General features: G+C 70.6%; 20 protein-coding genes. 10 read left to right on the forward strand and 10 right to left on the reverse strand.

Annotated elements, in window-relative coordinates; translation table 11 throughout:
• The first annotated feature begins 217 nt into the window (after positions 1–217).
• Together WMF20_RS19445 and WMF20_RS19450 are read left to right on the forward strand one after the other, a co-directional pair.
• Positions 218–1,204, forward strand: a complete 987-nt coding sequence (locus WMF20_RS19445) for a fatty acid desaturase (protein ID WP_437615721.1) — start codon at positions 218–220, stop codon at positions 1,202–1,204.
• Complete coding sequence (locus WMF20_RS19450) at positions 1,201–1,914, forward strand: hypothetical protein (RefSeq protein WP_437615723.1); 714 nt, start codon at positions 1,201–1,203, stop codon at positions 1,912–1,914. Before WMF20_RS19445 ends, WMF20_RS19450 begins: the two co-directional genes overlap by 4 nt.
• Positions 1,915–1,989: 75 nt before the next feature.
• Here WMF20_RS19450 and WMF20_RS19455 read toward each other — a convergent pair whose 3' ends face one another.
• A complete protein-coding gene (locus WMF20_RS19455) occupies positions 1,990–2,991 on the reverse strand; it encodes an alpha/beta hydrolase family protein (RefSeq protein ID WP_437615725.1) in 1,002 nt (333 codons plus the stop codon).
• A gap of 228 nt (positions 2,992–3,219) precedes the next feature.
• On the opposite strand from WMF20_RS19455, the gene WMF20_RS19460 reads away from it, so the two are divergent.
• From WMF20_RS19460 to minE, 3 genes are all read left to right on the forward strand, one after another.
• Positions 3,220–4,095, forward strand: coding sequence for an enoyl-CoA hydratase/isomerase family protein (locus WMF20_RS19460; RefSeq protein WP_437615727.1), 876 nt, complete (start codon positions 3,220–3,222; stop codon positions 4,093–4,095).
• 361 nt (positions 4,096–4,456) lie between these two features.
• Positions 4,457–5,284, forward strand: coding sequence for a septum site-determining protein MinD (minD, locus tag WMF20_RS19465; RefSeq protein WP_020736015.1), 828 nt, complete (start codon positions 4,457–4,459; stop codon positions 5,282–5,284).
• Positions 5,285–5,295: 11 nt separating this feature from the next.
• Positions 5,296–5,610, forward strand: coding sequence for a cell division topological specificity factor MinE (gene minE / locus WMF20_RS19470; RefSeq protein WP_020736016.1), 315 nt, complete (start codon positions 5,296–5,298; stop codon positions 5,608–5,610).
• A gap of 119 nt (positions 5,611–5,729) precedes the next feature.
• On the opposite strand, the gene WMF20_RS19475 is transcribed toward minE, so the two are convergent.
• Together WMF20_RS19475 and WMF20_RS19480 are read right to left on the reverse strand one after the other, a co-directional pair.
• Positions 5,730–6,671 carry an SWIM zinc finger family protein gene (locus tag WMF20_RS19475; protein WP_437615729.1) on the reverse strand — a complete coding sequence of 314 codons (942 nt, stop codon included), beginning with the start codon at positions 6,669–6,671 and terminating at the stop codon, positions 5,730–5,732.
• Entirely contained in the window at positions 6,668–9,799 is a 3,132-nt protein-coding gene (locus WMF20_RS19480) for a DEAD/DEAH box helicase (protein WP_437615731.1), read from the reverse strand. Before WMF20_RS19480 ends, WMF20_RS19475 begins: the two co-directional genes overlap by 4 nt.
• 423 nt (positions 9,800–10,222) lie before the next feature.
• On the opposite strand from WMF20_RS19480, the gene WMF20_RS19485 reads away from it, so the two are divergent.
• Positions 10,223–11,440, forward strand: coding sequence for a hypothetical protein (locus tag WMF20_RS19485; protein WP_437615733.1), 1,218 nt, complete (start codon positions 10,223–10,225; stop codon positions 11,438–11,440).
• Positions 11,441–11,636: 196 nt separating this feature from the next.
• On the opposite strand, the gene WMF20_RS19490 is transcribed toward WMF20_RS19485, so the two are convergent.
• The 5 genes from WMF20_RS19490 to WMF20_RS19510 all read right to left on the reverse strand — a co-directional run bounded on the left by WMF20_RS19490 (position 11,637) and on the right by WMF20_RS19510 (position 15,622).
• Positions 11,637–12,239 (reverse strand): peroxiredoxin, encoded by a 603-nt coding sequence (locus WMF20_RS19490; protein ID WP_129575820.1) that lies wholly within the window; start codon positions 12,237–12,239, stop codon positions 11,637–11,639.
• A gap of 11 nt (positions 12,240–12,250) precedes the next feature.
• Positions 12,251–12,880: a DUF3501 family protein gene (locus WMF20_RS19495; RefSeq protein ID WP_129575821.1), complete on the reverse strand. Its 630-nt coding sequence runs from the start codon at positions 12,878–12,880 to the stop codon at positions 12,251–12,253.
• A 355-nt stretch (positions 12,881–13,235) separates the two neighbouring features.
• Positions 13,236–13,457 carry a hypothetical protein gene (locus WMF20_RS19500; protein ID WP_437615735.1) on the reverse strand — a complete coding sequence of 74 codons (222 nt, stop codon included), beginning with the start codon at positions 13,455–13,457 and terminating at the stop codon, positions 13,236–13,238.
• A gap of 45 nt (positions 13,458–13,502) precedes the next feature.
• Positions 13,503–14,900 (reverse strand): TolB family protein, encoded by a 1,398-nt coding sequence (locus WMF20_RS19505; RefSeq protein WP_437615737.1) that lies wholly within the window; start codon positions 14,898–14,900, stop codon positions 13,503–13,505.
• A complete protein-coding gene (locus WMF20_RS19510) occupies positions 14,900–15,622 on the reverse strand; it encodes a hypothetical protein (protein WP_437615739.1) in 723 nt (240 codons plus the stop codon). The genes WMF20_RS19505 and WMF20_RS19510 overlap by 1 nt, the downstream gene beginning before the upstream one ends.
• A gap of 278 nt (positions 15,623–15,900) precedes the next feature.
• Here WMF20_RS19510 and WMF20_RS19515 point away from each other — a divergent pair, with 278 nt between their 5' ends.
• The 4 genes from WMF20_RS19515 (at position 15,901) to WMF20_RS19530 (ending at position 20,135) form a co-directional block, all read left to right on the forward strand.
• On the forward strand, positions 15,901–16,863 hold the full coding sequence (locus WMF20_RS19515; protein ID WP_437615741.1) for an SMP-30/gluconolactonase/LRE family protein: 963 nt from the start codon (positions 15,901–15,903) through the stop codon (positions 16,861–16,863).
• A 253-nt stretch (positions 16,864–17,116) separates the two neighbouring features.
• On the forward strand, positions 17,117–17,419 hold the full coding sequence (locus tag WMF20_RS19520; protein ID WP_129575825.1) for a hypothetical protein: 303 nt from the start codon (positions 17,117–17,119) through the stop codon (positions 17,417–17,419).
• A complete protein-coding gene (locus WMF20_RS19525; protein ID WP_437615743.1) occupies positions 17,416–18,717 on the forward strand; it encodes a YcaO-like family protein in 1,302 nt (433 codons plus the stop codon). Before WMF20_RS19520 ends, WMF20_RS19525 begins: the two co-directional genes overlap by 4 nt.
• A complete protein-coding gene (locus WMF20_RS19530) occupies positions 18,714–20,135 on the forward strand; it encodes a TfuA-like protein (protein ID WP_437615745.1) in 1,422 nt (473 codons plus the stop codon). The genes WMF20_RS19525 and WMF20_RS19530 overlap by 4 nt, the downstream gene beginning before the upstream one ends.
• Here WMF20_RS19530 and WMF20_RS19535 read toward each other — a convergent pair.
• Entirely contained in the window at positions 20,095–21,399 is a 1,305-nt protein-coding gene (locus WMF20_RS19535) for a S53 family peptidase (protein ID WP_437615747.1), read from the reverse strand. The two genes, WMF20_RS19530 and WMF20_RS19535, sit on opposite strands and share 41 nt — an antisense overlap.
• Before the next feature lie 99 nt (positions 21,400–21,498).
• Complete coding sequence (locus WMF20_RS19540; protein ID WP_437615749.1) at positions 21,499–22,272, reverse strand: queuosine precursor transporter; 774 nt, start codon at positions 22,270–22,272, stop codon at positions 21,499–21,501.
• Positions 22,273–22,422 lie beyond the last annotated feature (150 nt).

Below are 22,422 nucleotides of genomic sequence, written 5' to 3' on the forward strand. Positions count from 1 at the left end.
TCCAGAGCAGGCTCGACAGATTCATGACATTGCCTGTTGAGTGTGGACGGAACAGAGGGGGCATAAATTTGTTGGCGTCGTCACCTGATGCTTGACTTTCTTTGAGTCAGGCAAGAATATGCGATGCGTTAAAGGCACGACGCGAAGCACCTACGCTTCATCAGGTCCTCTTATGATGGCATCGAGCAATGCTCGCAACTGGCCGTCGAGGCTCGCGGTGCAGAAGATTCGACTTGTCAACTACCGAACGCCGGACGTGCGACGGAGCACAGCACAGCTCACGACGTCGCTCATGGCGCTCTGTCTCGCGTGGACGCTGGCCTGGGCGAGCCTACGCGTCTCGTATGCGCTGACGCTTCTGCTCGCGATCCCGACTGCCGGGTGCATGGTCCGGCTCTTCGTCCTCCAGCACGATTGCGGCCACGGATCGCTGTTTCGATCGCGGATGGCCAACGAGATCATGGGCTTCTTTCTCGGCGTCCTGACCATGACCCCGTTTCAGTGCTGGCGCCGGTACCACAACACCCACCACGCGACGTCCAGCAACCTCGACCGGCGCGGCTACGGGGATGTCCGCATGCTCACGGTGAGGGAGTACGCGGGCCTGTCGCCCAGGGGGAAATTCGCTTATCGAGTGTACCGCTCCCCCCTCGTCCTCTTCGGCGTGGGGCCGTTCCTCCAGTTCGTGGTGAGGCAGCGCTTCGCCTACTACGTCCCGAAGGACTGGAAGGTCGAGCGCTGGAGCGTCCATGCGACCAACGCGGCGATCCTCGCCTGTGCCTACGGGATGGCGAGGCTCGTCGGGCTGGCGCCGTTCCTCGCGGTGCAGGTGCCGGTGATGGCGCTGGCGGCCTCCATGGGGGTTTGGCTGTTCTACGTCCAGCACCAGTTCGACGGGACCTACTGGCGACGCCGTCCGGAGTGGGACTACGTCTCCGCGGGGATGCTCGGCAGCTCGTACTACGTGCTGCCGCCGGTGCTCCGGTGGTTCACGGCGAGCATCGGGCTCCACCATATCCACCACCTGGACAGCAAGATCCCGAACTACCGTCTCCAGGAGTGCCTCGATGAGAACCCAGAGCTGGCGCGCGCCCCACGCCTCACGCTGTGGAGCAGCGTGGCTTGCGCGTCGCTGAAGCTCTGGGACGAAGATGCGGGGCGGATGGTCAGAACCTACGCGCTCGCGCAGGAGGAGAGCCGATGAACGGGATGTTGGATACGACGGGCGGCGCGATCGCTGCGACCTTGCTCGGGGCCGCGATGGGCTATGTCACGGCGACGCTCGTGGAGTCGTTCGCCCATCACCACGTCTCCGACGCGCGGCCCCGCCGGGTCCGGTGGTGGACGCAGCACCCGCGCCTCTTCAAATATCTCATCCGGACCCACTACTCTCATCACAGCGTGCACCATCTGAGGACGTTCCGGAAGGATCACGTGACGCAGTTCCGGAATGACGACGAGCGGCGAGCGCTCGACGCGGAGCTCGCCGAGCGCGGCGCTCACGGGCAGATCGTCCTGAGGTCGAACTACGCCGTCAAGCTGCACGGGACGGGCGCGCTCGTCTTCGTCTCGCCGCTCATCCCCTTCCTGCCGGTGGTCTACCTGCTGCTCGGGCCGTGGGGGCTCGTCGGTAGCGTGCTCCCGATGCTCTGTCCGCCGCTGTTCAGCAACTATCTCCACCCCTACCTGCACATGCCACACGAGGTCGCGGTGACGAAGGCGCCACCGCTGATTTCCTGGCTCCTGCGCACGCGGTACGGCCGCGCCGTGGCGAGGAACCATTTCATGCACCACCGGTACATGAACTGCAATTTCAACCTGATGCTCGGCGGCGACATCCTCCGTGGGGTGAGCCGGCGGCCGAGCCACAAGGACATCGCAGAGATGCAGCGGATCGGGCTCCGCCTCGATTGAGGTGGAGCCGCACGGCTGAGGTGGAGCCGCACGGGCCGGCCGGGCCCGGGCGGGCGCCGGCGGTCCGCCGCCGCGTCAGGCCGGAGCCGTCCGGCGCAGTCGCTCCATCGCGTCCAGCGCGGCGCGCCGCAGCGCGCCCGCGTGCTGGAGCACCGTGCCGACGTGGCCGGTGTCCAGCCATCGCACCTCGCTGCCCTTCCAAAGCTCGTGGAGCCTCTGCACCTCCCCTGGGTCGACGTAGCCGTCGCGGCGCGCGCCGATGATGACGGCGGCGTCGGGAGAGCGCGGGACCGCGTGCCGATCGAGATCCGCGGTCGCGAAGAGCCGGGCGAGCCTGCTCCGGGCCCCGGTCGTGCCGCCCTCGCCTCGGCCCAGGCGCTCGAAGTCGATCGAACGGGAGAGGAGCCCGGTCGTGAAAGCATATACCGCAGACCGGCCGGCGCTGAATATCGCTGCGGCGATCGGCCGCGGCGACAGCGCGGCGGCCAGCGCGGCCATACTCCCGCCCATGCTGAAACCGGTGACCCCCAGCCGCGTATGCCCCTCCTGCGCAAGCGTCTCGAGGAGGCACAGGCACTCCTCCAACATTCCAAGGTTCATGAGCATGTGGTCGCTCACGGTGTGGATCGCCGAGCCCCGCTGCCCCGGCGGCCTGCGGAGGCCGTAGAGAGGGTTCTCGAGCAGCAGCACGCCCATGCCTGATTGCTCCACCATGGGCCCGAAGAGGCGCGTGCGGACGGCGAACCCTTCCTCGCCGGACGACGCCAGCGAGACGTACATCGGCCGAGGTTGCATCGAGCGTTCTCTGCGCGGCAGAAGCGCGCGCACGTGCCCTCGGCTCGCGGCGTCCGGCAGCCCGGCGGTGGGCGAGGTGAAGGTGCCGTCGCGGACGAGAAAACCGCCCTGGGCGGTCGTGACGGGGGACCACGCGATGGCAAGCGGGCAAGGGCGCGCGCCGAGCTCCAGGGTTGGAGCGAATCGGTCGAGCAGCGTCTGCTCGCCCCAGCCGCCGGCGAAGAGACGGCGTCGGATCATCGCGAGGGAGAGGGTGTAGTCCAGCCAGTGCACGGAGCCCATAAGTGTGAGGATGCTAGCATTTCTCCCCGATCCGTGTCTTCCGCCGGAGAGCGGCCGCCGCCCGGCGCGCGGGCGGTGCCGTGGCTCGCGCGCGTGGACGCGCGTGGAGAGGCATGCGAGGACACGAGCGCGTGGCTCGCGCGCGTCGTGGCTCGGGAGGTGTAAGCGGGCGAGCCGAGTCCAGCGCGGTCTGCGCCCTGTCCCTCTATGGCTCCGACACAAGAGGCAATGTACGAGCACGAGGAGCGGGCGTGCGAGCGAGCCCGTGAGCAAGCCGCGGTTGAAAGCGCGGGCGTGCCCCGTTATAGCAACGATATGAGTGAAGACGTCCTCCTGACCGAACGTGACGGCGCCGTAACGGTGATCACCCTCAATCGCCCCAAGGCGAGGAACGCTCTCGATCCCGCCTTGCTCAAGGCGTTGCCGGCCGCCCTGCTGGCTGCAGGCGACGACCCCGAGGTGCGCGCCATCGTGCTGACCGGCGCGGGCGGCGCCTTCTGCGCCGGCGCGGATCTCAAGGCCGCAGTGAGCAGCGGCGTGGACCTCTTCGAGCAGCTCGACGGGCTCGTGGACGTGTATCACTCGATGATCCGCGCCATCGTGGGCGCGCCCAAGCCCGTCATCGCCATGGTCGACGGCGGCGCCGTCGGCTTCGGCTGCGACCTCGCGCTGGCCTGCGACATGAGGGTGCTCTCCACGGAGGCGTACCTCCAGGAGAAGTTCGTGAAGATGGGCCTGATGCCGGATGGCGGCGGCACTTTCTTGCTTCCGCGCCTCGTCGGGATTGCGCGGGCGATGGAGCTCATGCTGACGGGCGAGCCAGTGAACGCCGAGCGCGCGGTGGCGCTCGGCCTGGCGAACCGGGCCGTTCCGGCTGCGTCGCTGCGCGAGGAGACGATGCGCCTCGCGCACCAGCTCGCGAAGGGACCGCCGATCGCATTTGCCGAGATCAAGCGCTCGGTGCGGGAAGGGTTCGGGGGGACGATCGACGGGGCCCTCAAGCTGGAGAAGGCAGGCCAGCTGAAGTGTCTCCGTTCGAATGATTGCCTGGAGGGGGTCGCGGCGTGGATGCAGAAGCGGGAGCCTGAATTCAAGGGCAAGTGACCCGCACCGGCGAAAGCCGCGTGCCTTCAGCGCACCTGCCGGAAGCGAAGCTGCAAGGGGAGGGCTCCGCGACCGGAGCACCCCTGCACGGAAACTGCGATCGGCTCAGCTTTCCCTACATGTAGGTTATTTGGATCCGAGCTGCCGGCCGATCTAAGCTAAGAAATTTCTCCGCAAAAAAGTTGTTCGTTCGGCGCGCCATGGCGTACCCAGTCGAGCGCGTCCCCGGCCTCAAGGGAATCGGGTGGGCGCCGAGCTCCGAACACGTCGACGGCGCCTCCTCAGCGCCGGAGGGACGGGCATCCGGGCGGGCTCGGCCGTCGGACAGCCACGTCTTTCGAACCATCTAAGGAGGTTTCTGGTGTCAAAGGTAGTCGTCGTCACCTCGGGCAAGGGCGGAGTCGGCAAGACCACCACGACCGCAAACCTCGCGTCCGGTATCGCGGCTCTCGGTTACAAGACGATTGCCATCGATTTCGATGTGGGTTTGCGCAACCTCGACCTCGTGATGGGGTGCGAGCGCCGCGTGGTCTACGATCTGGTCAACGCGATCCGCGGCGAGGCGACGGTCCGCCAGGCGGTGATCAAGGACAAGCGGATCGAGACCCTCTATGTGCTCCCCGCGTCGCAGACGCGGGACAAGGACGCGCTCACGATGGATGGAGTCGGGCGCATCCTGGACGAGCTGCGCGCCGCGGGCTTCGATTACATCTTCTGCGACTCGCCGGCCGGCATCGAGTGGGGCGCCCAGATGGCGATGTATTTCGCGGACGAGGCGATCGTCGTGACGAACCCCGAGGTCTCCTCGGTGCGCGACTCGGACCGCGTGCTCGGCCTGCTCGACGCGAAGACGCGGAGGGCGGAGCTCGGCGAGGAGCCGGTGAAGACGCACCTCCTGCTCACGCGGTACGCGCCGGCGCGCGTGGCGAAGGGCGAGATGCTGGGGCACAAGGACGTGCTGGAGCTGCTCGGCATCCCGCTGCTCGGCGTGATCCCGGAGTCGCAGGCGGTGCTCCAGGCGTCGAACGCCGGGACGCCCGTGGTGCTCGATCCGACGAGCGACGCGGCGCAGGCCTACCTCGACGTGGTCCAGCGCTTCCTCGGCGAGGAGCGGCCGCACCGCTTCCTCGAGCCGGCCAAGAAGGGGTTCTTCAGCCGGATTTTCGGCGGCCAGGCGGCGACCGCCTAGGGGGTTGTGCCATGTCGATCATGGATTATTTCCGGAGGTCGCAGCCGAAGTCGGCGACCGTGGCGAAGGAGCGTCTGCAGATCATCGTGGCGCGCGAGCGCGTGCGCCCGACGGGCGAGCCGGATTATCTGCCGCGGCTCAAGCAGGAGCTGCTCCAGGTCATCTCGAAGTACGAGCGGATCGATCTGGACCAGGTGAGCGTCAACGTGGAGCGGAGCGGCGACTGCGACGTGCTCGAGCTGAACGTGGTGCTGTCCGAGTCGGAGCGGGCGGCGGTGCGCGCCGCGGCGAGCCGGGCGGGCGCCCCCGCCGCGCGGAGCTTCTGACGGGGCGCGCGCGGGGCGCGCCTCGACCCGGTTCCAGCGCTCCACCCAGTCCAGGAGCTGGACCGCCCTGTTCCACCGTGCGGGCGCGTGGCGCCGCGCCAACCGGATCGTTAGGTAGTCTAACGATCGGATTTTCCGCTTCGACGAGGGCCCTCCGCCATCGCGATCTCCCGCGCCCGCTCGGAGGCTGCCCGGATCAGCGGGCCGAGCAGCTCCGCCGGCGAGCGCTCCTCGCTCCAGCCCGGCGGCTCGCCGAGCTGCGTCAGGAGCGCCGCGTGGGCCGCGGGCGGCGCCAGCGCCACGTCGAGCGCCGGCGGCGGCTCGCGCCATGCGTCGAAGTCGCTCGCCTCCATCGGGCCGAGCGTCACCGTCGCCACGGGCGGCTCGTCGGCGGCGCACGGCGCGCGCTTCCGGCCCGCGCCCCCGCGCGCTCTCCGTCCCCTCGCGCCGCCCGGCGCGGCGCCCCGGGCGGCGCGGAGCGCCTCGATCACCTGCGCGCGCGTGCGCCCGCGGAGCTCGAACAGCAGGAACGGGTCCTTGTCGAGCGCCTCCCCGAGCACGTAGTGCGTCGCGGCGACGTGCTTGCACGGGTTCGCCCAGTCGGGGCACGAGCAGGCCGTGGTGAGATCCTCGGGCCGCTCCGGGAACAGGCTCGCCCCGGCGCTCCGGAACGCCTCGTCGATCTCCTCCGGCATCCGGCCCGCGAGGAGGTCCGCCGCGAACTTCGCCCGCGCCGCCATGGCCGCGATCGCCTTCGCCCACGTGGCGTCGTCGAGCCGCGCGATCGTGAGGATCACCTTGTACGGCTGAGGCCGCGAGCCGGTCACGCGCGCCGTCACCAGGCCCGGCTTCACCTCGAGATCGTGCGTCCGCCCGGCGCGCGCATACGTGCGCCCGCGGCCGAGGCGGGCCGCGTCGTCCGGCGACATCCGCTCGAGCGCCTCCACCCAGCGCTTGCCCCACCAGGTCGCGCCGGCCCGCTTCATCCGGATGCCCCGCGCCGGCGGCGGCGGCTTCGGCCCGGCCTCGCGGCGGATCTGCGCCCAGCGCGGCGCGCTCATGTCCGCGCCTCGCCCCTGCCGCGCGCGGAGCCCCGCCGGCGGCCCTCCGCGGGCCGCTCCCCCGGCTCGCCTCCCTCCGGCCGCTCGCCGTCCGGTTCCGGCTCGTCGCGGTCGTCCAGCTCGCCCGCGAGCGCCACCGCGTCCCGCGACAGCGCGAACAGCTCGCGCAGCGACGCGTCGTCGAGCTCGGTGATCCACGCCTCGCCCTCGCCCACGACCCGCGCCGCCAGGTCGCGCTTCTGCTCCAGCATCCGGTCGACCTTCTCCTCCACGGTGCCCGCGCAGACGAGCTTGTGCACCTGCACCGCGCTCCGCTGCCCGATCCGGTGCGCGCGGCCCGACGCCTGGTCCTCGACCGCGGGGTTCCACCAGCGATCGAAGTGGAACACGTGGCTCGCCGCCGTCAGGTTGAGCCCCGCGCCGCCGGCCTTGACCGAGAGGACGAAGACGCGCGGCCCCCGCGGATCGTCCTGGAACCGCCGCACCATCTCGTCGCGCGCGAGCCGCGGCGTGCCGCCGTGCAGGAAGAGGACCTCCGTGTCGAGCGACGAGGCGAGGTGCCGGACCAGCCGGTCGCCCATCTCGCGGAACTGCGTGAACACGAGCGCGCGATCCCCTTCCGCGAGCGCCTCCTCGAGCATCTCCGTGAGGCGCGCGAGCTTGCCCGACCGGCCCGCGAGCGGCCCCGCCTCCCCGAGGTACTGCGCCGGGTGGTTGCAGATCTGCTTGAGCATCGTCAGGAGCGCGAGCACGAGCCCGCGCCGGGCGATGCCCTCGGCCTCCTCGATGCGGCGCATCGCCTCGTCGAGCGCCGCCTGGTAGAGGGTCACCTGCTCGCGCGTGAGCGCGCAGAAGACCCGCGCCTCGATCTTCGGCGGAAGGTCCGGAACCACGGTCGGATCCGTCTTGACGCGACGCAGCAAGAACGGCCCGACGATGCGCCGGAGCCGCTCTGCGGCCTCCCGGTTGCCGTAGCGCTCGATGGGCACCGCGTAGGCGCGCCGGAACGCCTCGAGCGGGCCGAGCAGGCCGGGGTTCGCGAACTCGAGGATCGACCAGAGCTCGGCGAGGCGGTTCTCGACGGGCGTGCCGGTCAGCGCGATGCGGTGCGGGGCGCGGAGCGCGCGCGCGGCGCGGGCCGTGCGCGAGGCGGCGTTCTTGATGTTCTGCGCCTCGTCCAGCACGACCGCTGCCCAGTCCACGCCGGCGAGCGCCGCGGCGTCGCGGCGGAGGAGGCCGTAGGTGGTCACGACGAGCGCGCCGCCCGCGCCGCCGTCGCCCTGCGCGCCGCCTCCCGCGCTCGCAGCCCGCGCCGCGAGCTCCTCGGCGGAGCGGGCGCGCCCCTCGCCGTAGTGCCGCACGAGGGGCAGGGCAGGGGTGAAGCGCGCCGCCTCCCGCTCCCAGTTGCCGACCACCGACGTGGGCGCGACGAGCAGCGCCGGCCGCGCGTCGTCCGGCGCCGCCGCGCGCCGGCCCGAGAGGAACGCGAGCAGCTGGACCGTCTTGCCGAGGCCCATGTCGTCGGCCAGGCAGGCGCCCAGCCCGAGGCCCGCCATCGTCTGCAGCCAGGCGACGCCGCGCGCCTGGTACGGGCGCAGCGCCCCCGCGAACCCCGCGGGCGGCGCGGCGGCGCGCTCCGCGCCCGACCGCAGCCGCGCGATCGCCTGCGCGAGCGCCCCCTCGGCGACCACGGGGACCGACAGGCCATCGATCTCGGCCTCGCCCGCGAGCGCGACCTCCAGCGCCTCGCGCGCCGGCAGGCGCCCGCCGCCGGCCTCGAGGCGCCGCTGGATCTCGGCGAGCTCCTCGGGCACCACGACGACCCAGGCCCCGCGGTGCCGGACGAGCGGCGACTTCTGCCGCGCGAGCGCGGCGAGCTCGCGCGCCGAGAGCGGCTCGTCGCCGAGCGCCGCCTCCCACGCGAAGTCGAGCGCCTCGTCGAGGCCGAGCCCGGCGCTGCCCGCGACAACGCCGGCCGTGCGAGCCGCCCCGCCGACGCGCAGGCGGAGGCGCAGGCGGCGCTGCCCCGAGGCGAGGAGCTCGCCCGGCACGATCACGCCGAACCCCGCCTCGCCCAGCGCCGGGGCGGCCTGCGCGAGGAAGGCCCACGCCTCCGCGGGCTCGAGCGCGACCTGCTCCGGCCGCGCCTCGCCGAGGGCGCGCGCGATCGGCGCGAACAGCCGCGCGGCGGCGCCGAGGGCGGCGAGGAGCGCCTCCTGCGGGTCGGAGAACGCGCGCCCGAGCGCCTTCAGCGTGCGCCCCCGGGCCTTCCACACGTCGGCGGCGGGCACGAGCAGGCTCGGATCGTCGGTCGCCTGCAGCAGGAAGCGGAGCGCGAAGCCGCGGTCGCCCTCGGGCAGCTCCAGCCGGAAGCAGGCGCGCAGCGCGTCGCAGGCCCCGAGCGCGGGCCGGACCCAGGCGTCGAGGTCGGCGACGAGCGCGCGCTCGGCGAGCCCGTCGGTGGCGAAGGCGGCCTGCGGGCCCGTCAGGGCGAGGACCAACCGGTGCTCCCACGGCGCGTGCGCCGGCCGCGGCGGCGCCTTGGGGCGGTTCGTCGCGCTGCCGCGCGCGAGCGCGTCCGCCACGGCGTCCAGGAACGCGCGCAGCAGGGCCTCCGCGGACCACACCTCCGGGGCGGCGCCCGCGCGGGGGCGCCCGCGGCCCTCGCGGCCGTCGAGGGCGGCGGCGGCCTGCGCGCCCGCCGGCACCGCGTGCGCGGCCGGCGGCATGGCGCGGGCGAGCGCCGCGACGCGCGCGGCGTCCTCCGGGGCGGCGAGCGACGCCGCCCAGCGGGCCTCGGCGCGCTCGCCGGCGGCGCCAGCGGGCGCGACGCGGGGCACGACCCGCTCGCGCACCACGAGGTCGAGCGCGAGCTTGCTCGCCAGGCTCCACGCCGCGACCGACGGCGGCGCTCGCCCGAGGTCGCCCTGGGCCATGCTGGCGAGGGCGGACACGCCGGCGACGAGCGGCGCGGCCTCTCCGGTCTTCCTCACGGCGCGCCCCGCCTCGGAGACCACCACCGCCTCCGCCGGGGTCGTCGCGCCGAGCGACCGGGCCGCGAGCCGACCAGGGGCCGTGTCGTCCCAGAGGAAGAAGCGGAGTTCGTCGGGCAGGAAGACGAGCGGCATCGACGCGCAGATTCATGGCACAACTGGCCAGGACGAAAAGGGGCTTCGCGCATCGTGAGCTGAAAAAAGCGACTGGCCGGACGGGAGCGCGCCCGCTGAACCGTGGCTGTGACCCATTCCGGAGCGAGGCCGCAAATTGCCATGATTTGTTGGGAAGACCCGATTCGCAGGGTCGGTGAACGTGCCACGGAAAAAGAACATGGCTCGATGGAATGCGCGCCGCGGCCCGCGGCGCTGGACACTCGGCGACCTCGACCGTGACCCTCGCGCAGGCTCGCCACGGGCGCGCGCGGCTAAGGAGCCGGCCGAGCGCCACCCTGCTCGGCCAGCCTGGGAGAGGTGGTGATGATGAGCTGCGGGCTGGGGGGCGGCCATGTCATGCTCGATCCGTGACATGTCACGCTCGATCCGTGACATGTCACGGTGGACGCGCTCTCTCTCCGCCAGCGTTGCCGCGAAAATGCGCTCGATCTCGCTGTCCAAAGGCTGGCCCGACGTTTGCTGGCACCGGCCGCGTTGATGAAGCGAGAGATGAACAGCCAAGACATCAACGACGCCAAGACAGGATTCTCTTCTCGGCGGCTTGGCGGTTCGAAGCTCTGCGTTTTCACGAGAGAGAACAGAGGCCAAAGCATGCGTTCAACAATGCGACCCATCCATTTGCGCCCCATGTCGTCGCTCGGCGCCTTGCGTCCGGCGTCCGTGGAGACGCCCGCGAGCGGCGATGACCACGCGGAAGCCACGTATCGTCGCCGCTCCGCCTCCATGCACGCGCCGCGGCCTTTGCGGCTCGGAGGCGCTCTCGCCGCGGTGCCGGCGCTCTGTCTGACGTTCGCGAGTCCGGCGTCCGCTGCGGTTCCGGGCTACGAGCGGGTCATCAACAACAGCGCTCACGATTCGGTGTTCACCAAGAGCGTGACCGTGACCTGCCCCGCCGGTAAGAAGGTGCTCGGGACGGGCGCCCGCGTCTATAACAGAGATAACAACCCCGGGTTCGCGAGCGTGGTGCTGGACGATATCAGGCCCAACGCGACGTTGACGTCCTTGACCGTCACGGGGTACGAGGACGCGGCGGGCACCAGCGGGAACTGGGAGGTCTGGGCGATCGCGAACTGCGCCGACCCGATCCCCGGCCTCGAGCGGGTCCAGGCGGTCAGCGCCAGCGATTCGCTGCTCACCAAGACCGTGGTCGCGACGTGCCCGAGCGGCAAGATGGTGGTCGGCAGCGGCGGCGAGATCACGAACGGCCTCGGGCGCGTCATGATCGACGACCTTCGTCCCGACTCGCTGCTCTCCAGCGTCACCGTGACCGGCTACGAGGACGCGCTCGGGACGACCAACAACTGGACCGTGACCGCCTACGCCATCTGCGCCGATCCTCTGCCCGGGCTCCAGCGCGTCGACGCGTTCAGCGCCGCCAACTCCATCGGCAGCAAGTGGGTCGTCGTGGATTGCCCGACCAACACCGTGCTGCTCAATTCCGGCGCCGAGATCACCAGCGGCCTAGGCTTCGTCGGCCTGAACGAGGTGGGTCCACCCAACATGCTGTTCATGGGGACTCTGACGACCGCCCTCGAGATGATGAGCGGCACGACGAACAGCTGGACCGTGGACGCCTATGCGATCTGCGCCACGCCTTGATCGCGGTCGAGCGGTGAGCGAGTGACGTGCTCCCCGGGGGCCGCTGGTTCAGCATGGCCGGCAGATGGCCCCCGGCCTCACGGACATGGATGAATCCCTCCGTCGCGCCCGTCGAGCGCGACCGGACGCAGGGGAACCCGACGGTTTCTCGCCTGGACCAGGTCACCCGGCCCGGCTCCCGGTGCTCGCGAGCCGGTCAGAGCTGCGCGGCGTGCTCGGAGAGATAGGCGGCCACGCCGGTGGTCGAGGCCGTCATGCCGCGCTCGCCTTTCCGCCATCCGGCCGGGCAAACCTCGCCGTGCTGCTCGTGGAACTGGAGCGCATCGACAAGCCGGATCAGCTCGTCCATGTTGCGCCCGAGCGGCAGATCATTGACGATCGCGGAGCGCACGACGCCGTCCCGGTCGACGAGGAACGCCGCGCGAAGGGCCACGCCGTCCTGGTTCTCGACGCCGTAGGCGCGGCAGATCTCGTGCTTCACGTCGGCCGCCAGGGTGAAGCGGACCGGCCCGATGCCGCCCCGCTCCACCGGGGTCTCGCGCCAGGCGTGGTGCGTGAACGCAGAGTCGATCGAGACCCCGATGACCTCGACGTTGCGCTCGCGGAACGCCTCGATCCGGTGATCGAGCGCGATCAGCTCCGAGGGGCAGACGAAGGTGAAGTCGAGGGGATAGAAGACGAGGAGCCCATACTTCGACTCGATGGACTTCGAGAAGCGGAACGCGTCGGAGATCGAGCCGTCCGGCAGGACGGCGGCGCAGGAGAAGTCAGGGGCTTTTTTGCCCACCAGCACGGTCATATCCATTCCTTTCACGAACAATCGGCGACAGACGACAGCATCGGAGCGCGGGCAGCCGGCGCGCTGTCCGCGCCGAGGCCCAGGGCGAGCTCGTCCACCGTCTCGCGCGAAAGCGCGACGGTCTCGAGCCCGCCCGCGTGGTGGACGCCCAGGTGGACATCCGCGCGCCGCTCGAGCAGCGCGCGGACGGCGGCGTGGTCGAGGGAGAACCGCAGGTAGTGCACGGGGCAACACGGGTCGTCCACGGGGGAGAGCAGCTCGGCGGCGACCCTCCGCTCGCCGAGCAACAGCATCACCACGGCCTGCCCCGCGGCGAGGCCCGCGATCAGGGCCTGACCCGCGAGCGGGGGCCCGCCGTGGATCATGAGCGTGGCGGTGAGCTCGCCGGCCCTCGGGATGAGGCGGTCGTTCTCCGCGATCTCCTCCCTGACGCGCTCGGGCCTCACGGGGCGCTCGAGCCAGAGGATCTCCTGGATGTGGTAGAGGACCGTCTCGCGCGACTCGAACAGGACCGAGACGTGGGGGCCAACGGTCACGCGGCGCCGGCGCTTCAGCGCGATGATGCGGCCGCGGTACCTCGCGCGCACGAGGTCGTAGGCGTCGGTGGAGAGGAGATCTTCGGGGGCGATGGCAGGGGTCATCGAATCCTCATCCCGGCCGAGCGCGGGCCCACGAGCCCACGAACAGGAGCGGAGGCACGATCGGCGGCGGAGAGCGCGTCCCGGCGAGCCGCGCTCGACGGTGCCTCCGAGATAGCACGGCTCCTCCGAAAAAGCAAATGAAAATCACTTTCATTTTCAGGGTAGCCGCGGCGTCCTGCGGCTCGATCTCTCGATCGATGAACGTGACCGGCGCTAGAGCAAACGGGTTGAAACCGCTCGAAAGAGCAGAGAAATGAACCGCCAAGGAGCCAAGGACGCCAAAATTTTGTTCTCTGCTTGGCGTTCTTGGCGTTCTTGGCGGTTCATTTCTCGGTCGACCAACGTGATCGTTGTTCTAGAGGGGCCCCTCCACCGCGCAGAACCCGTTGATGCAGCGGTTGGTCGGATCGCAGCAGTCGGCGGCCGTCTCGCACCGCTCCTGAGGTTGCGAGCACTGCCCGTCCGGCGGGGCGTTCGAGCAGATGAGCTCGCCGTCGGAGCCGGGCTGGCAGTACCCGCCGCAGCATTGATCGCCCGTATCGCACGGCGCGCCCTCGGACCGGCACGGATCGAGCACCCAGAACCCGCGCGCGTTGCCCGCGAGCAGCTCCTGCGCGGGCAGCTAGAACGCGGGGTGGCTCGGGTCGGTGCCGGGCGTCGCGTCCAGGTCGATGGCGGCGACCCAGAGCTTCTTGGTCGTGATGTTCTCGACAAGGTCCACGCCCCGGGGATCGCTGCAGAACGGCGGGATCGTCGCCGCGTTCCCGTACAGGCGGCGGCTGGTGAACACGACCCAGGCGTAGCCGCCCGACGCGACGGGGTTGACCGTCGGCTCGTAGTTCATGTTGATGTCGTCCTTGTGGCGGCTGTCGATGTCGCCCACCGGCGTCTCGTCTGCGGTGCAGGTCATCTGGACCGGCGCGCTCAGGCTGGGCAGGTAGGTTGAGCGCAGGCCGTCCCGTCCGTTCAGCAGATCGAGGGGGACGGCCGTGCCCGATCCATCGATGCTCGCCCAGGCGAGATGGGCCTTGGCGCCCCGGCGCGTCCTCAGGTCGCCGAAGGTGTCGCCCTCGTTGCCCGGGTCGGTCTGGTGGTGGAACACGACCGACTTGCTGTCGGGGAGGAACGCCGGCCACCCCGGGCGCGTGCCCGCGGGCTCGCCGGTGTCGTCGACGATGACCTCCGGATCGGTGAAGGCGCCCGTCGTCGCGTCGAACTTCATCACGAAGAGCTTCCTGCGGGGGTCCGCGCCAGGGCCGGACATCGCGTTGAACACGACGCGCGTGCCGTCCGGCGAGAACGCCGGCGTCCCGAGCTCGTAGGCCACCTCGTCGAGCCCGGAGGTCGGGCGGCGCGTGGTGCTCGGCAGCGAGAGGAGCTCGCCGTCCTGGGTAAGCGCGATCGACCCGTCCGGAGAGATCGCGGCGAAGGGCGCCGCGGTCGAGAGGGCGTGCTCGGTGGCGCCCGCGGGGGTCAGATCGTAGGCCGCGCTCCGGCCGTAGGAGTCGAGCCCGTTCTGGACCAAGAGCCGCGATCCGTTGGCCGAGACGGAGTGACAGACCCGGCACTGGCTGCTGTCGCCGTTCCCCCCGGCGACGAGCCGGGGCGCGGTGTCTCCCGCCCGGATCGACAGCACGGCCCCGCCGAACCGGCCATTGCCGCCCACGGCCCCGTCGTAGTTCTCCGCCAGGCGGGTGCCGTACGAGTTGTAGTAGATGATCCCCGACAGCCGGGCCGGGGCGACGGTCCAGGTCTGCGAGATCGGCCCGTACGCCTGTCCCTCGCGCGCGACGGTGAGGCTCACGGTGAGCCGGTCCGGCGAGCCGTCGTGCGTCGGCCCGCCGGCGCTCTCGGTGGCCATGGCCCAGACGTCCTGGGGGATCGGGTGCCGGATGAACGGCCGGCCGGTGGTGGACAGGATCTCGGGCCGCCCGAACGTCCCTTTCCACGAGAACGAGCCGCTCGTGGTCCTGAGCTCGATCTTGATCGCGTCGGCGTCTCCGGGCGTCCATTGCCACATCAGGAGCGGCGCGAGCAGGCCTCGAGGCCATACCGTGCCGTCGTACGGGTAAAGAACTCGAGCCGCTCCGCCCCTCCGTCGCTGGTCGGGTGCTCCAGGGCGTCGAGGGGGGCCGTGCTCGTGACCGCCACACCGAGGCCCTCGCCGCCGACCCCGCCGACGCCGCCGCCGAGCGTGAGCTGCGTCGGATCCGTGGCCATCTGCTGCGCCTGGGCCGGAATGGCCGCGTCCGCGCCGTTCTGCGCGGCGGTCAGCTGGATCAAGACGTTGCGCTCCACCGTCTCGCCGTTCAAGCCGGCCCGCACGGTGACGAGGCCGCCCATGGTCCCCGTGGGGGTGAACGTCGCCGTGCTCGCGGGGCCCGCGCTGATGGCCCCGAGCTCGCCGCGGTCGACCGACCATCCCACGTTGATGGGCGCGTCCATCCGCATCGCCGTGTAGCTCACGGAAGGCGCTGTCTGCCCCGCCGCGACGGCGATCGTCTGGAGATCGCTCGGCTCGACCGTGAACCCGAGCGGGACGCTGCCTCCGACACCCGGGCCCGTGGGGTCGAAGTCGCCGCTCGAGCTGGAGCCGTCGCCTCCGCCCGTCGTGGCGCCCCCGCCTCCGCCAGATGCTGCGGACGTCTCGGTGCCTGGGCCTCGCGCCGAGCACGCGGCGAGGGCGACCCCGAGGCTGAGACCTACGACCAGCGTGCTACGCGATTGAAGACGACTTCTCATGTTGAGATCGAGCTTGCATGGACGTGACAACGGGGTTCAATGCGGATTCCGGTGGAACCCCCGTGTTCCAAGGATGAAACGTGCTCGCGACCTCGGCGTCGCGCCGAGGATTGCCCGCCGCGCTGGCCACGGAGGCCCTCGCCCTCGCGCGCCGCGCTCGTTCGACCTGGCCGGCGGGGTGACGCGGCGGCTCGTCGTCCCGCCTCGTGGCAGCGGCGGGGATGGTATGCTCGCCCGCGTCGAGCGCGCGGCGAGGCGCCGCGCCGGGAGGTCGATTCATGTCATCTGTGCGGGGTTTCACCCTCGATCCGGCCCGGATCGAGCACGTTGGGCAGGGGCTGGTCCGGCCGGAGTGCGTCATCGCCGAGGCGGACGGCACGCTCTGGACCTCGGACGCCCGTGGCATCGCGACGCGCATCGATCCCGACGGCAGGCAGGCGACCCTGGGCCCGGACGTGGGCGAGCCGAACGGCATGGCGATGGACCGGCAGGGCAACCTCATCGTCGCCGCCCTGTCCGGCGGCAAGGTCTACAAGCTCCACCGCGACGGCCGGTCCGAGGTCCTCCTCGACTCCATCGACGGCATGCCCCTCGGCGCCGTGAACTTCTGCTTCGTCGACTCGCGCGACCGCCTCTGGATCTCCGTCTTGACACGGCAGCTCCCGTGGTGGCTCGCCGTCGCGGGCAACGTCCGCGACGGGTACATCGTGCTCGTCGACGAGAAGGGCCCGCGCATCGTGGCCGACAACCTCAGCATGACGAACGAGGTGCGCCTCGACGCCGCCGAGAAGTTCCTTTATGCCGTCGAGACCATCCCCGGCCGCCTCCTCCGCTTCCCGGTGCGGGACGACGGCAGCCTCGGCGATCCCGAGCAGTTCGGCCCCGACAGCCTCGGCATCGGCGGGTACATGGACGGCTTCGCCTTCGACGCCGAGGGCAACATCTGGGTGGCGGCCGTCTGCCGCAACGGCCTCTCGGTGGTCTTCCCCGACGGCAGCCACCAGACCGTCTTCGAGGACCCGCGCCCTGCGGTCCTGGAGGCGATGATCCTGAAGCAGAAGAGCGGCACCATCGAGCCGGCCGATCTCGGCGCCTGCGCCGGAGACACCGTGCAGCTGCCCACCAGCATCACGTTCGGAGGGCCCGATCTCCGCACGTGCTACATGGGGTCGCTGGCGATGCCGCGGCTCCTCACGTTCCGCGCGCCCGTCGCGGGGCTGCCGCTCGCGCACCTGCGGTGATCCGCGCCGCGCTGCGCGCGCTCTCCCTCGACGGCATCGGCGTGGATCGGCGCGCTGGCCGCCCATGCGCCGCCGCCGGGCGGACCTGACGGCCCACGTCTTCGAGAAACCGGGACGCTCGTCTCGGCACAGGCTCGACGCGCCAGGACCTTTTCCGGGCCAAGCTGCTCGTGTAGCACCGGCATGCTCGTCACACGAGTCGGCGTGGGGATGCGACTGTGCCGGGCGTTTGCTCGAAGCAAGGAGATGGATGATGAGTTCGCACAAAGACGACGGCGGACGGACGGAAGAAGCGCTCGCGAGCGAGCCGAGGGGCGGAGAGGATGACAGCGTCATCATCGCCAGCGACGATGGTCGCCTCTTTCGGCTCACCAAGGAACGGTGGCAGGACCCGGACTTCGAGATCGTCGGACCGGCAAAGCGCTGGATCGAGGAGGGCTTTCTCAAGAAGGGGGTCGTCGCTGCGAACCTGCCGATGAACCCGATCGAGCCGTTCTTCGCGTGCTACCTGCTCAATACAGCCATGCTCAACAAGAAGAACCCCGAGAACAAATGACCGAGATCGGGGATCGGCGCCGCGCCGGATCCGAGCCGCGGCGCGCGTCCTCCGCCGAGGACGCGCGCCGCGATGGCCCTGTCACGAAGCAGTTCCGCTCGGGGACGCACCGCGCGGTTCCCCCCGCCGACACGGTGCGGCGGCTCTCGCCGATCTTCCCCGTGCTCGGGATCACCCGGGTAGCCAACGTGACCGGGCTCGACATCATCGGTATTCCGGTCGTGATGGTTTGCCGGCCGAACGCGCGCTCGCTCTCCGTGTCGCAGGGCAAGGGCCTGGACCTCGCCGCCGCGAAGGCGTCCGGTATCATGGAGGCCGCAGAGCTGTATCATGCCGAGCGGATCACCTCTCCGCTGAAGCTCGCCAGCTACAACGAGCTGCGCTTCTCTCACCCGCTGGCCGACGTCGATGGATTGCCCAGGCTCCGCGGAAGCACGTTCCACCCAGGCTCGTCGCTGCTCTGGATAGAGGCGCTCGACTGGCTCCGGAGCGAGCCGCTCTGGGTGCCGTTCGAGCTCGTGCACACCAATTACACGCTGCCGCTCCCCACCGGCAGCGGCGCCTTCCTGACGAGCTCGAACGGGCTCGCCTCCGGGAACCACGTGCTCGAGGCCGTGAGCCATGGAATCTGCGAGGTCGTCGAGCGCGACGCGGGCACGCTCTGGAGCCTGCTCGGCGACGAGGCGCGGCGCGCCACCCGCGTCGATCTCGGCACCGTCGACGACCCGGGCTGCCGCGCCTTGCTGGACCGCTGCGAGCGCGCTGCGATCGCGGTCGCCGTCTGGGAGGTCACCTCGGACGTCGGCATCCCGGCGTTCCGATGCATGATCGCCGAGCGCGCGGCGGGCGGCATGAGCTCCATCTATCCCGCGGCCGGGATGGGCTGCCACCCCGCGCGCCACGTGGCGCTGATGCGCGCGCTGACCGAGGCCGTCCAGAGTCGCATGACCATGATCACCGGCTCCCGCGACGACATGAGCCGCGCCGAGTACGTACGGCGCCTCGACCCGGAGCTCCACCGCCGCGTTCTGCGCGAGATCGGCGACGAGCGCTCGGGGCGTAGCTTTTACGACGCGCCGACGTGGGAGGGAGAGACGTTCGAGGACGACGTCCGCTGGGAGCTCGACCGGCTCCGCGCTGCCGGGATCGAGCAGGTGGCGGTGATCGATCTGACCAAGCCGGAGCTCGCGATTCCGGTCGTCCGCGTCGTGATTCCGGGGCTCGAAGCGATCGGCGGCATCCCCGGTTATGTCGCGGGCCCGCGGGCCCGGGCTCGCATCCTGGAGCGCGGGACATGAAGGTGTACGTGTTCACCGGGCCGACGCTCTCTGCCGAGGACGCCCGCGCCGAGCTCGACGCGATTTACCTGCCCCCCGTGGCGCAGGGCGATCTCTACCGGGCCTCGCTCGAACGGCCGGTGGCGATCGGGATCATCGACGGCTACTTCGAGCGCGTACCTGCCGTCTGGCACAAGGAGATCCTCTCTGCGATGTCCCAGGGGATCCACGTCTTCGGGAGCGCTAGCATGGGCGCCCTGCGGGCCGCGGAGCTCGCCGCCTTCGGGATGGAGGGCATCGGCGCCATCTACGAAGCCTTCGCCGCGAACGCGCTGGAGGATGACGATGAGGTGGCCGTGGCGCACGCCGCCGCCGAGGAGGGCTATAGGGCCCTGTCAGAGGCGATGGTCAACATCCGCAGCACGCTCCGCGCCGCGGTCGCGGCCGGAGCGCTGGCCGAGGCGGCGCGCGCCGCGCTGGAGCGGATCGCCAAGGGGCTCTTTTACGCCGAGCGGACCTGGCCGCACCTGCTCCAGCGAGGGCTCGCCGAGGGGTTGCCGAAGGGGGAGATCGACGCGCTCCTGGCCTTCTTGCCCGCGGGTCGGGTGAACCAGAAGCGCCTTGACGCGATCGCCATGCTGCGGGCGATGCGCGCGCGCCTCGAGGCAGGCGCCGAGCCCAAGCAGGTGCGTTACCGCTTCCAGCACACGGAGGCCTGGGAGCAGGCGCGGCGCGCCGCCGGCCGACAGGCGCTCGGCTCGGCGGGGGCGCGCCCGGCCGACGGCGCCGGCGAGGAGGTCGCGCCTCACGACGCGCTCGTGGAGGAGCTGCTGGTCGCGGGGGTTTACGCCCGGGTGCGGGGCGGCGCGATGACGCGTGCGCTCGCGCTGGAGATCGCCCGGCAGCACAACCTCCACGTCTCCCCGGAGGGCCTCCGCGACGCCGCCGAGTCCCTGTGCGTAGAGCGAGGGCTGCGCGACGAGCAAGAGCTCCGGCGGTGGGCCCGAGAGCAACGTGTGGACGATCTGGAGCGCTTCCTCCACGACGAGGCGCAGCGGCGGTGGGCCGAGGCGATGTTCGAGCCCGAAGCTGCGGAGGCCATCGCGGATACCCTGCGCGTCAGCGGCGAGCACGCCGCGTTCGCCGCCCGCGCGCTGGACAAGCAGCGCGCGCTGGCCTCGCGCGGGACCATGCACCCCACCCTCGCCGATGTGGGGCTGGCCGAGGCGGACCTCTTTCGCTGGTACTTCGAGGAGCGCCTTGGCGGCGCCGCTCCTGCTGATCTTGCGCTGTACGCGCGCGCGGCCGGCTTCGACGACGTGGACGCGATGCGGCGCATCGTGCTCCGGGAGCTCCTCTATGTGCGCTGGGCCGGATCGGACGGGCGGGCGCCCGCGCCTAGCCGTCGCCCAACCCGAAGTGGTCCCGGAGCGCCTTGAGCAGGCGCACGCCGTCCGGACGTCCCAGGCCGGTGCAAGCGTTCCAGCCGGGGGCGGCGTTGAACCCGTCCACGTCGAGGCGGATGATGTTGTTCCCCTCCGTGATCGGGCGCATCGCCTCGCGGACACCGGGTTTGTACAAGATCTCGTTCAGGTTCGCGACGTTGAACCCGAGGCCCTGGTAGAGGCACGCCGTGAGGCCTGCAAGGAGCTGCACGGCGGCGCTCGTGCCGAAGGACGTCGCGTTCACCTCGCCGAACCACAGCCACACCCCGGACGTCACCGCGGCGTTCGCAGAGATGTCCGGCACGCCTCGCTTCTCGCCGTTCACGCCGGTCTGCCAGTCGGGGCGCGGGAAGACATTGCTGAACCCGCCGCCGCTGGCCAGGTGCCGCCCGAGCGCGCGCTCGTTCCACACGGTCTCCCCGGGGTGCGGCCCGCTCGGCGCGAGCTCGATGGCGGTGCCACCGCAGGCCACGACCCACGCGCTGCTCGCAGGATAGCAGGGCTGGAGCCTCGTTTGCTCCGTCTCGAAGCCGCTCGGGGTGGACCCGTTGTCGCCGGACGCGAAGAGGACGGTGACGCCCTTCTCGACCGCGGCGCGGTGCGCCCGCTCGGTCTTCTCGATCCAGCCGACCATGTCGCCCTCGGCGCCACCCCAGCTGTTGCTGAGGATGGTGACACCGTCGTCGGCGGCCCGCAGGATCGCGTTGTAGATGCCCTTCAGGTCGGCTGGCGTGCGGTAGATGCGGATCTCTGCCCCGTTGGCGACCGCCCCGAGGATCTCGACATCCATCAGGATCTCCATCGTGAAGAGCAGGTTCCAGCTGGGCTTGACGGCCTGAGCGGTCGTCCCAGGGCGGGGCCATCGCAGCCCTTCTTCCTCTGCGCGGCCCGCAGGCCGGGATGGCTGTTCGAGCCCCCACTGCAGGATGAAATCGCGGACGTCTTCCAGGGGAGATGGCTCGTTCTTCGCGCCGTCGACCTCGATGATCTCGATCTTGGGCACCTTCAACCCGAGCCGGTCGAAGTAAGTGTCGAGCACCTCGACCGGCAGTCCTCCGCCAGGGAGGATGATGCCGACCTTCTGGCCGGATCCGTCGAGCCCCGGCGGGAAATTGTACAGCCTCGCCAGGTCCAGCGCCGTGAACGGCGCGCCGCTGGCTCCCGTCGACGCGGCGCGGGGGGCCGCCGCGCTTGCGTCTGTGGCCGCGCCGCGCGCATCCGCAACAGGGTCGAGCTCTCTCTGGGTTGTGCGATCCATCGCTTTCCTTCTGTACGTTCCGCGCGCCCGTCGCGGGGCTGCCGCTCGCGCACCTGCGGTCATCGAAGAGGTGGGGTAGGGGCGGCCCCGGAGCGCGGCCTATGCCTGCTGCTCCGGGACGTCGTTGCTCTTCTTGTCGGGTACGAGATAGATGCCCGGCAGGCTTATCAGGGTCATGGCGAATTTTGTCGCGAGGTTGATGGCGAAGATCTGCCAGATAACGTCGAACGGCAGTACGAAGGCGAATGCGCCGAAGCAAAACACCAGGTTGTCGACCGGAACGCTGACGGAGTTGCTCGCGAGGACCGCGAGCCACTGGCGCCTGGGCCCGGATTTTCTCAGATAGGCCTCGCGGACCCGATGGAAGATCTCGGTGTCCAGCAGCTCGCTCACGATCTCCGCAACGATGCTCGCGAGCACGATTCGCCACACCGGGCTCAGGATGGCCGAGTACTGCTCGCCGAGACCCCAGGACGGGTCGGACGGCACTTGTGCGGCCCAAAGGAGATAGAGGGCCATCAGGAGATTGGCCCCGCCGGCGCAAAAAATCAGCGTCTGGGCGCCGCGCTTGCCGATGGTCTTGTGGACCATATCCCGCAAGGTGAAGGTAAGGGGATAGATGAAGGTCCCCATATCGACGGCCAGCGAGAAGACGACGCCGATCTTGAGGCTCGCGATCTGGCTGATGAGCTGTGCCGCGATATAGAACGAGATGACGATGATGGCCGCCGGTCCGACGGCGCTCGCCAGATCTCGGCTCGCCCTCTTGGACGGCGATCCGGGCATGAGGATCGCCTCGTGAAAAGAGAGATCCTCGGAAGCGGCGCGCGCCTCGGCAGGGTCGACCGATCGGAGAGGGGAAGGCTTCGGCACGGGTCAGACCCATTCTCCGCCCTCTCACGACAGATTTCCAGGGGCAGCCAGTCTCACCCGACGTCCGGCGCAGAGGGGCCGTGTCCGCATTGACGGCTGTGGCTTCCGCTGGTAACTCGGCCGGGGGAGGAGTCTCGTTGCCACGGAGCC

Origin of the sequence: Sorangium sp. So ce834, assembly GCF_051521425.1 — a bacterium.
Taxonomy (GTDB): Bacteria; Myxococcota_A; Polyangia; order Polyangiales; family Polyangiaceae; genus Sorangium; species Sorangium cellulosum_D.

Excerpts from the sequence above, each read along its gene's own strand:
- WMF20_RS19490 (WP_129575820.1), bottom strand. The coding sequence starts at position 12,239 with ATGACCGTGCTGGTGGGCAAAAAAGCCCCTGACTTCTCCTGCGCCGCC.
- WMF20_RS19515 (WP_437615741.1), top strand. The coding sequence starts at position 15,901 with ATGTCATCTGTGCGGGGTTTCACCCTCGATCCGGCCCGGATCGAGCAC.
- WMF20_RS19520 (WP_129575825.1), top strand. The coding sequence starts at position 17,117 with ATGAGTTCGCACAAAGACGACGGCGGACGGACGGAAGAAGCGCTCGCG.
- WMF20_RS19495 (WP_129575821.1), bottom strand. The coding sequence starts at position 12,880 with ATGACCCCTGCCATCGCCCCCGAAGATCTCCTCTCCACCGACGCCTAC.
- WMF20_RS19535 (WP_437615747.1), bottom strand. The coding sequence starts at position 21,399 with ATGGATCGCACAACCCAGAGAGAGCTCGACCCTGTTGCGGATGCGCGC.
- WMF20_RS19510 (WP_437615739.1), bottom strand. The coding sequence starts at position 15,622 with ATGAGAAGTCGTCTTCAATCGCGTAGCACGCTGGTCGTAGGTCTCAGC.
- WMF20_RS19480 (WP_437615731.1), bottom strand. The coding sequence starts at position 9,799 with ATGCCGCTCGTCTTCCTGCCCGACGAACTCCGCTTCTTCCTCTGGGAC.
- WMF20_RS19455 (WP_437615725.1), bottom strand. The coding sequence starts at position 2,991 with ATGGGCTCCGTGCACTGGCTGGACTACACCCTCTCCCTCGCGATGATC.
- WMF20_RS19505 (WP_437615737.1), bottom strand. The coding sequence starts at position 14,900 with ATGTGGCAATGGACGCCCGGAGACGCCGACGCGATCAAGATCGAGCTC.
- WMF20_RS19460 (WP_437615727.1), top strand. The coding sequence starts at position 3,220 with ATGTACGAGCACGAGGAGCGGGCGTGCGAGCGAGCCCGTGAGCAAGCC.
- WMF20_RS19475 (WP_437615729.1), bottom strand. The coding sequence starts at position 6,671 with ATGAGCGCGCCGCGCTGGGCGCAGATCCGCCGCGAGGCCGGGCCGAAG.
- minE (WP_020736016.1), top strand. The coding sequence starts at position 5,296 with ATGTCGATCATGGATTATTTCCGGAGGTCGCAGCCGAAGTCGGCGACC.
- WMF20_RS19450 (WP_437615723.1), top strand. The coding sequence starts at position 1,201 with ATGAACGGGATGTTGGATACGACGGGCGGCGCGATCGCTGCGACCTTG.
- WMF20_RS19530 (WP_437615745.1), top strand. The coding sequence starts at position 18,714 with ATGAAGGTGTACGTGTTCACCGGGCCGACGCTCTCTGCCGAGGACGCC.
- WMF20_RS19525 (WP_437615743.1), top strand. The coding sequence starts at position 17,416 with ATGACCGAGATCGGGGATCGGCGCCGCGCCGGATCCGAGCCGCGGCGC.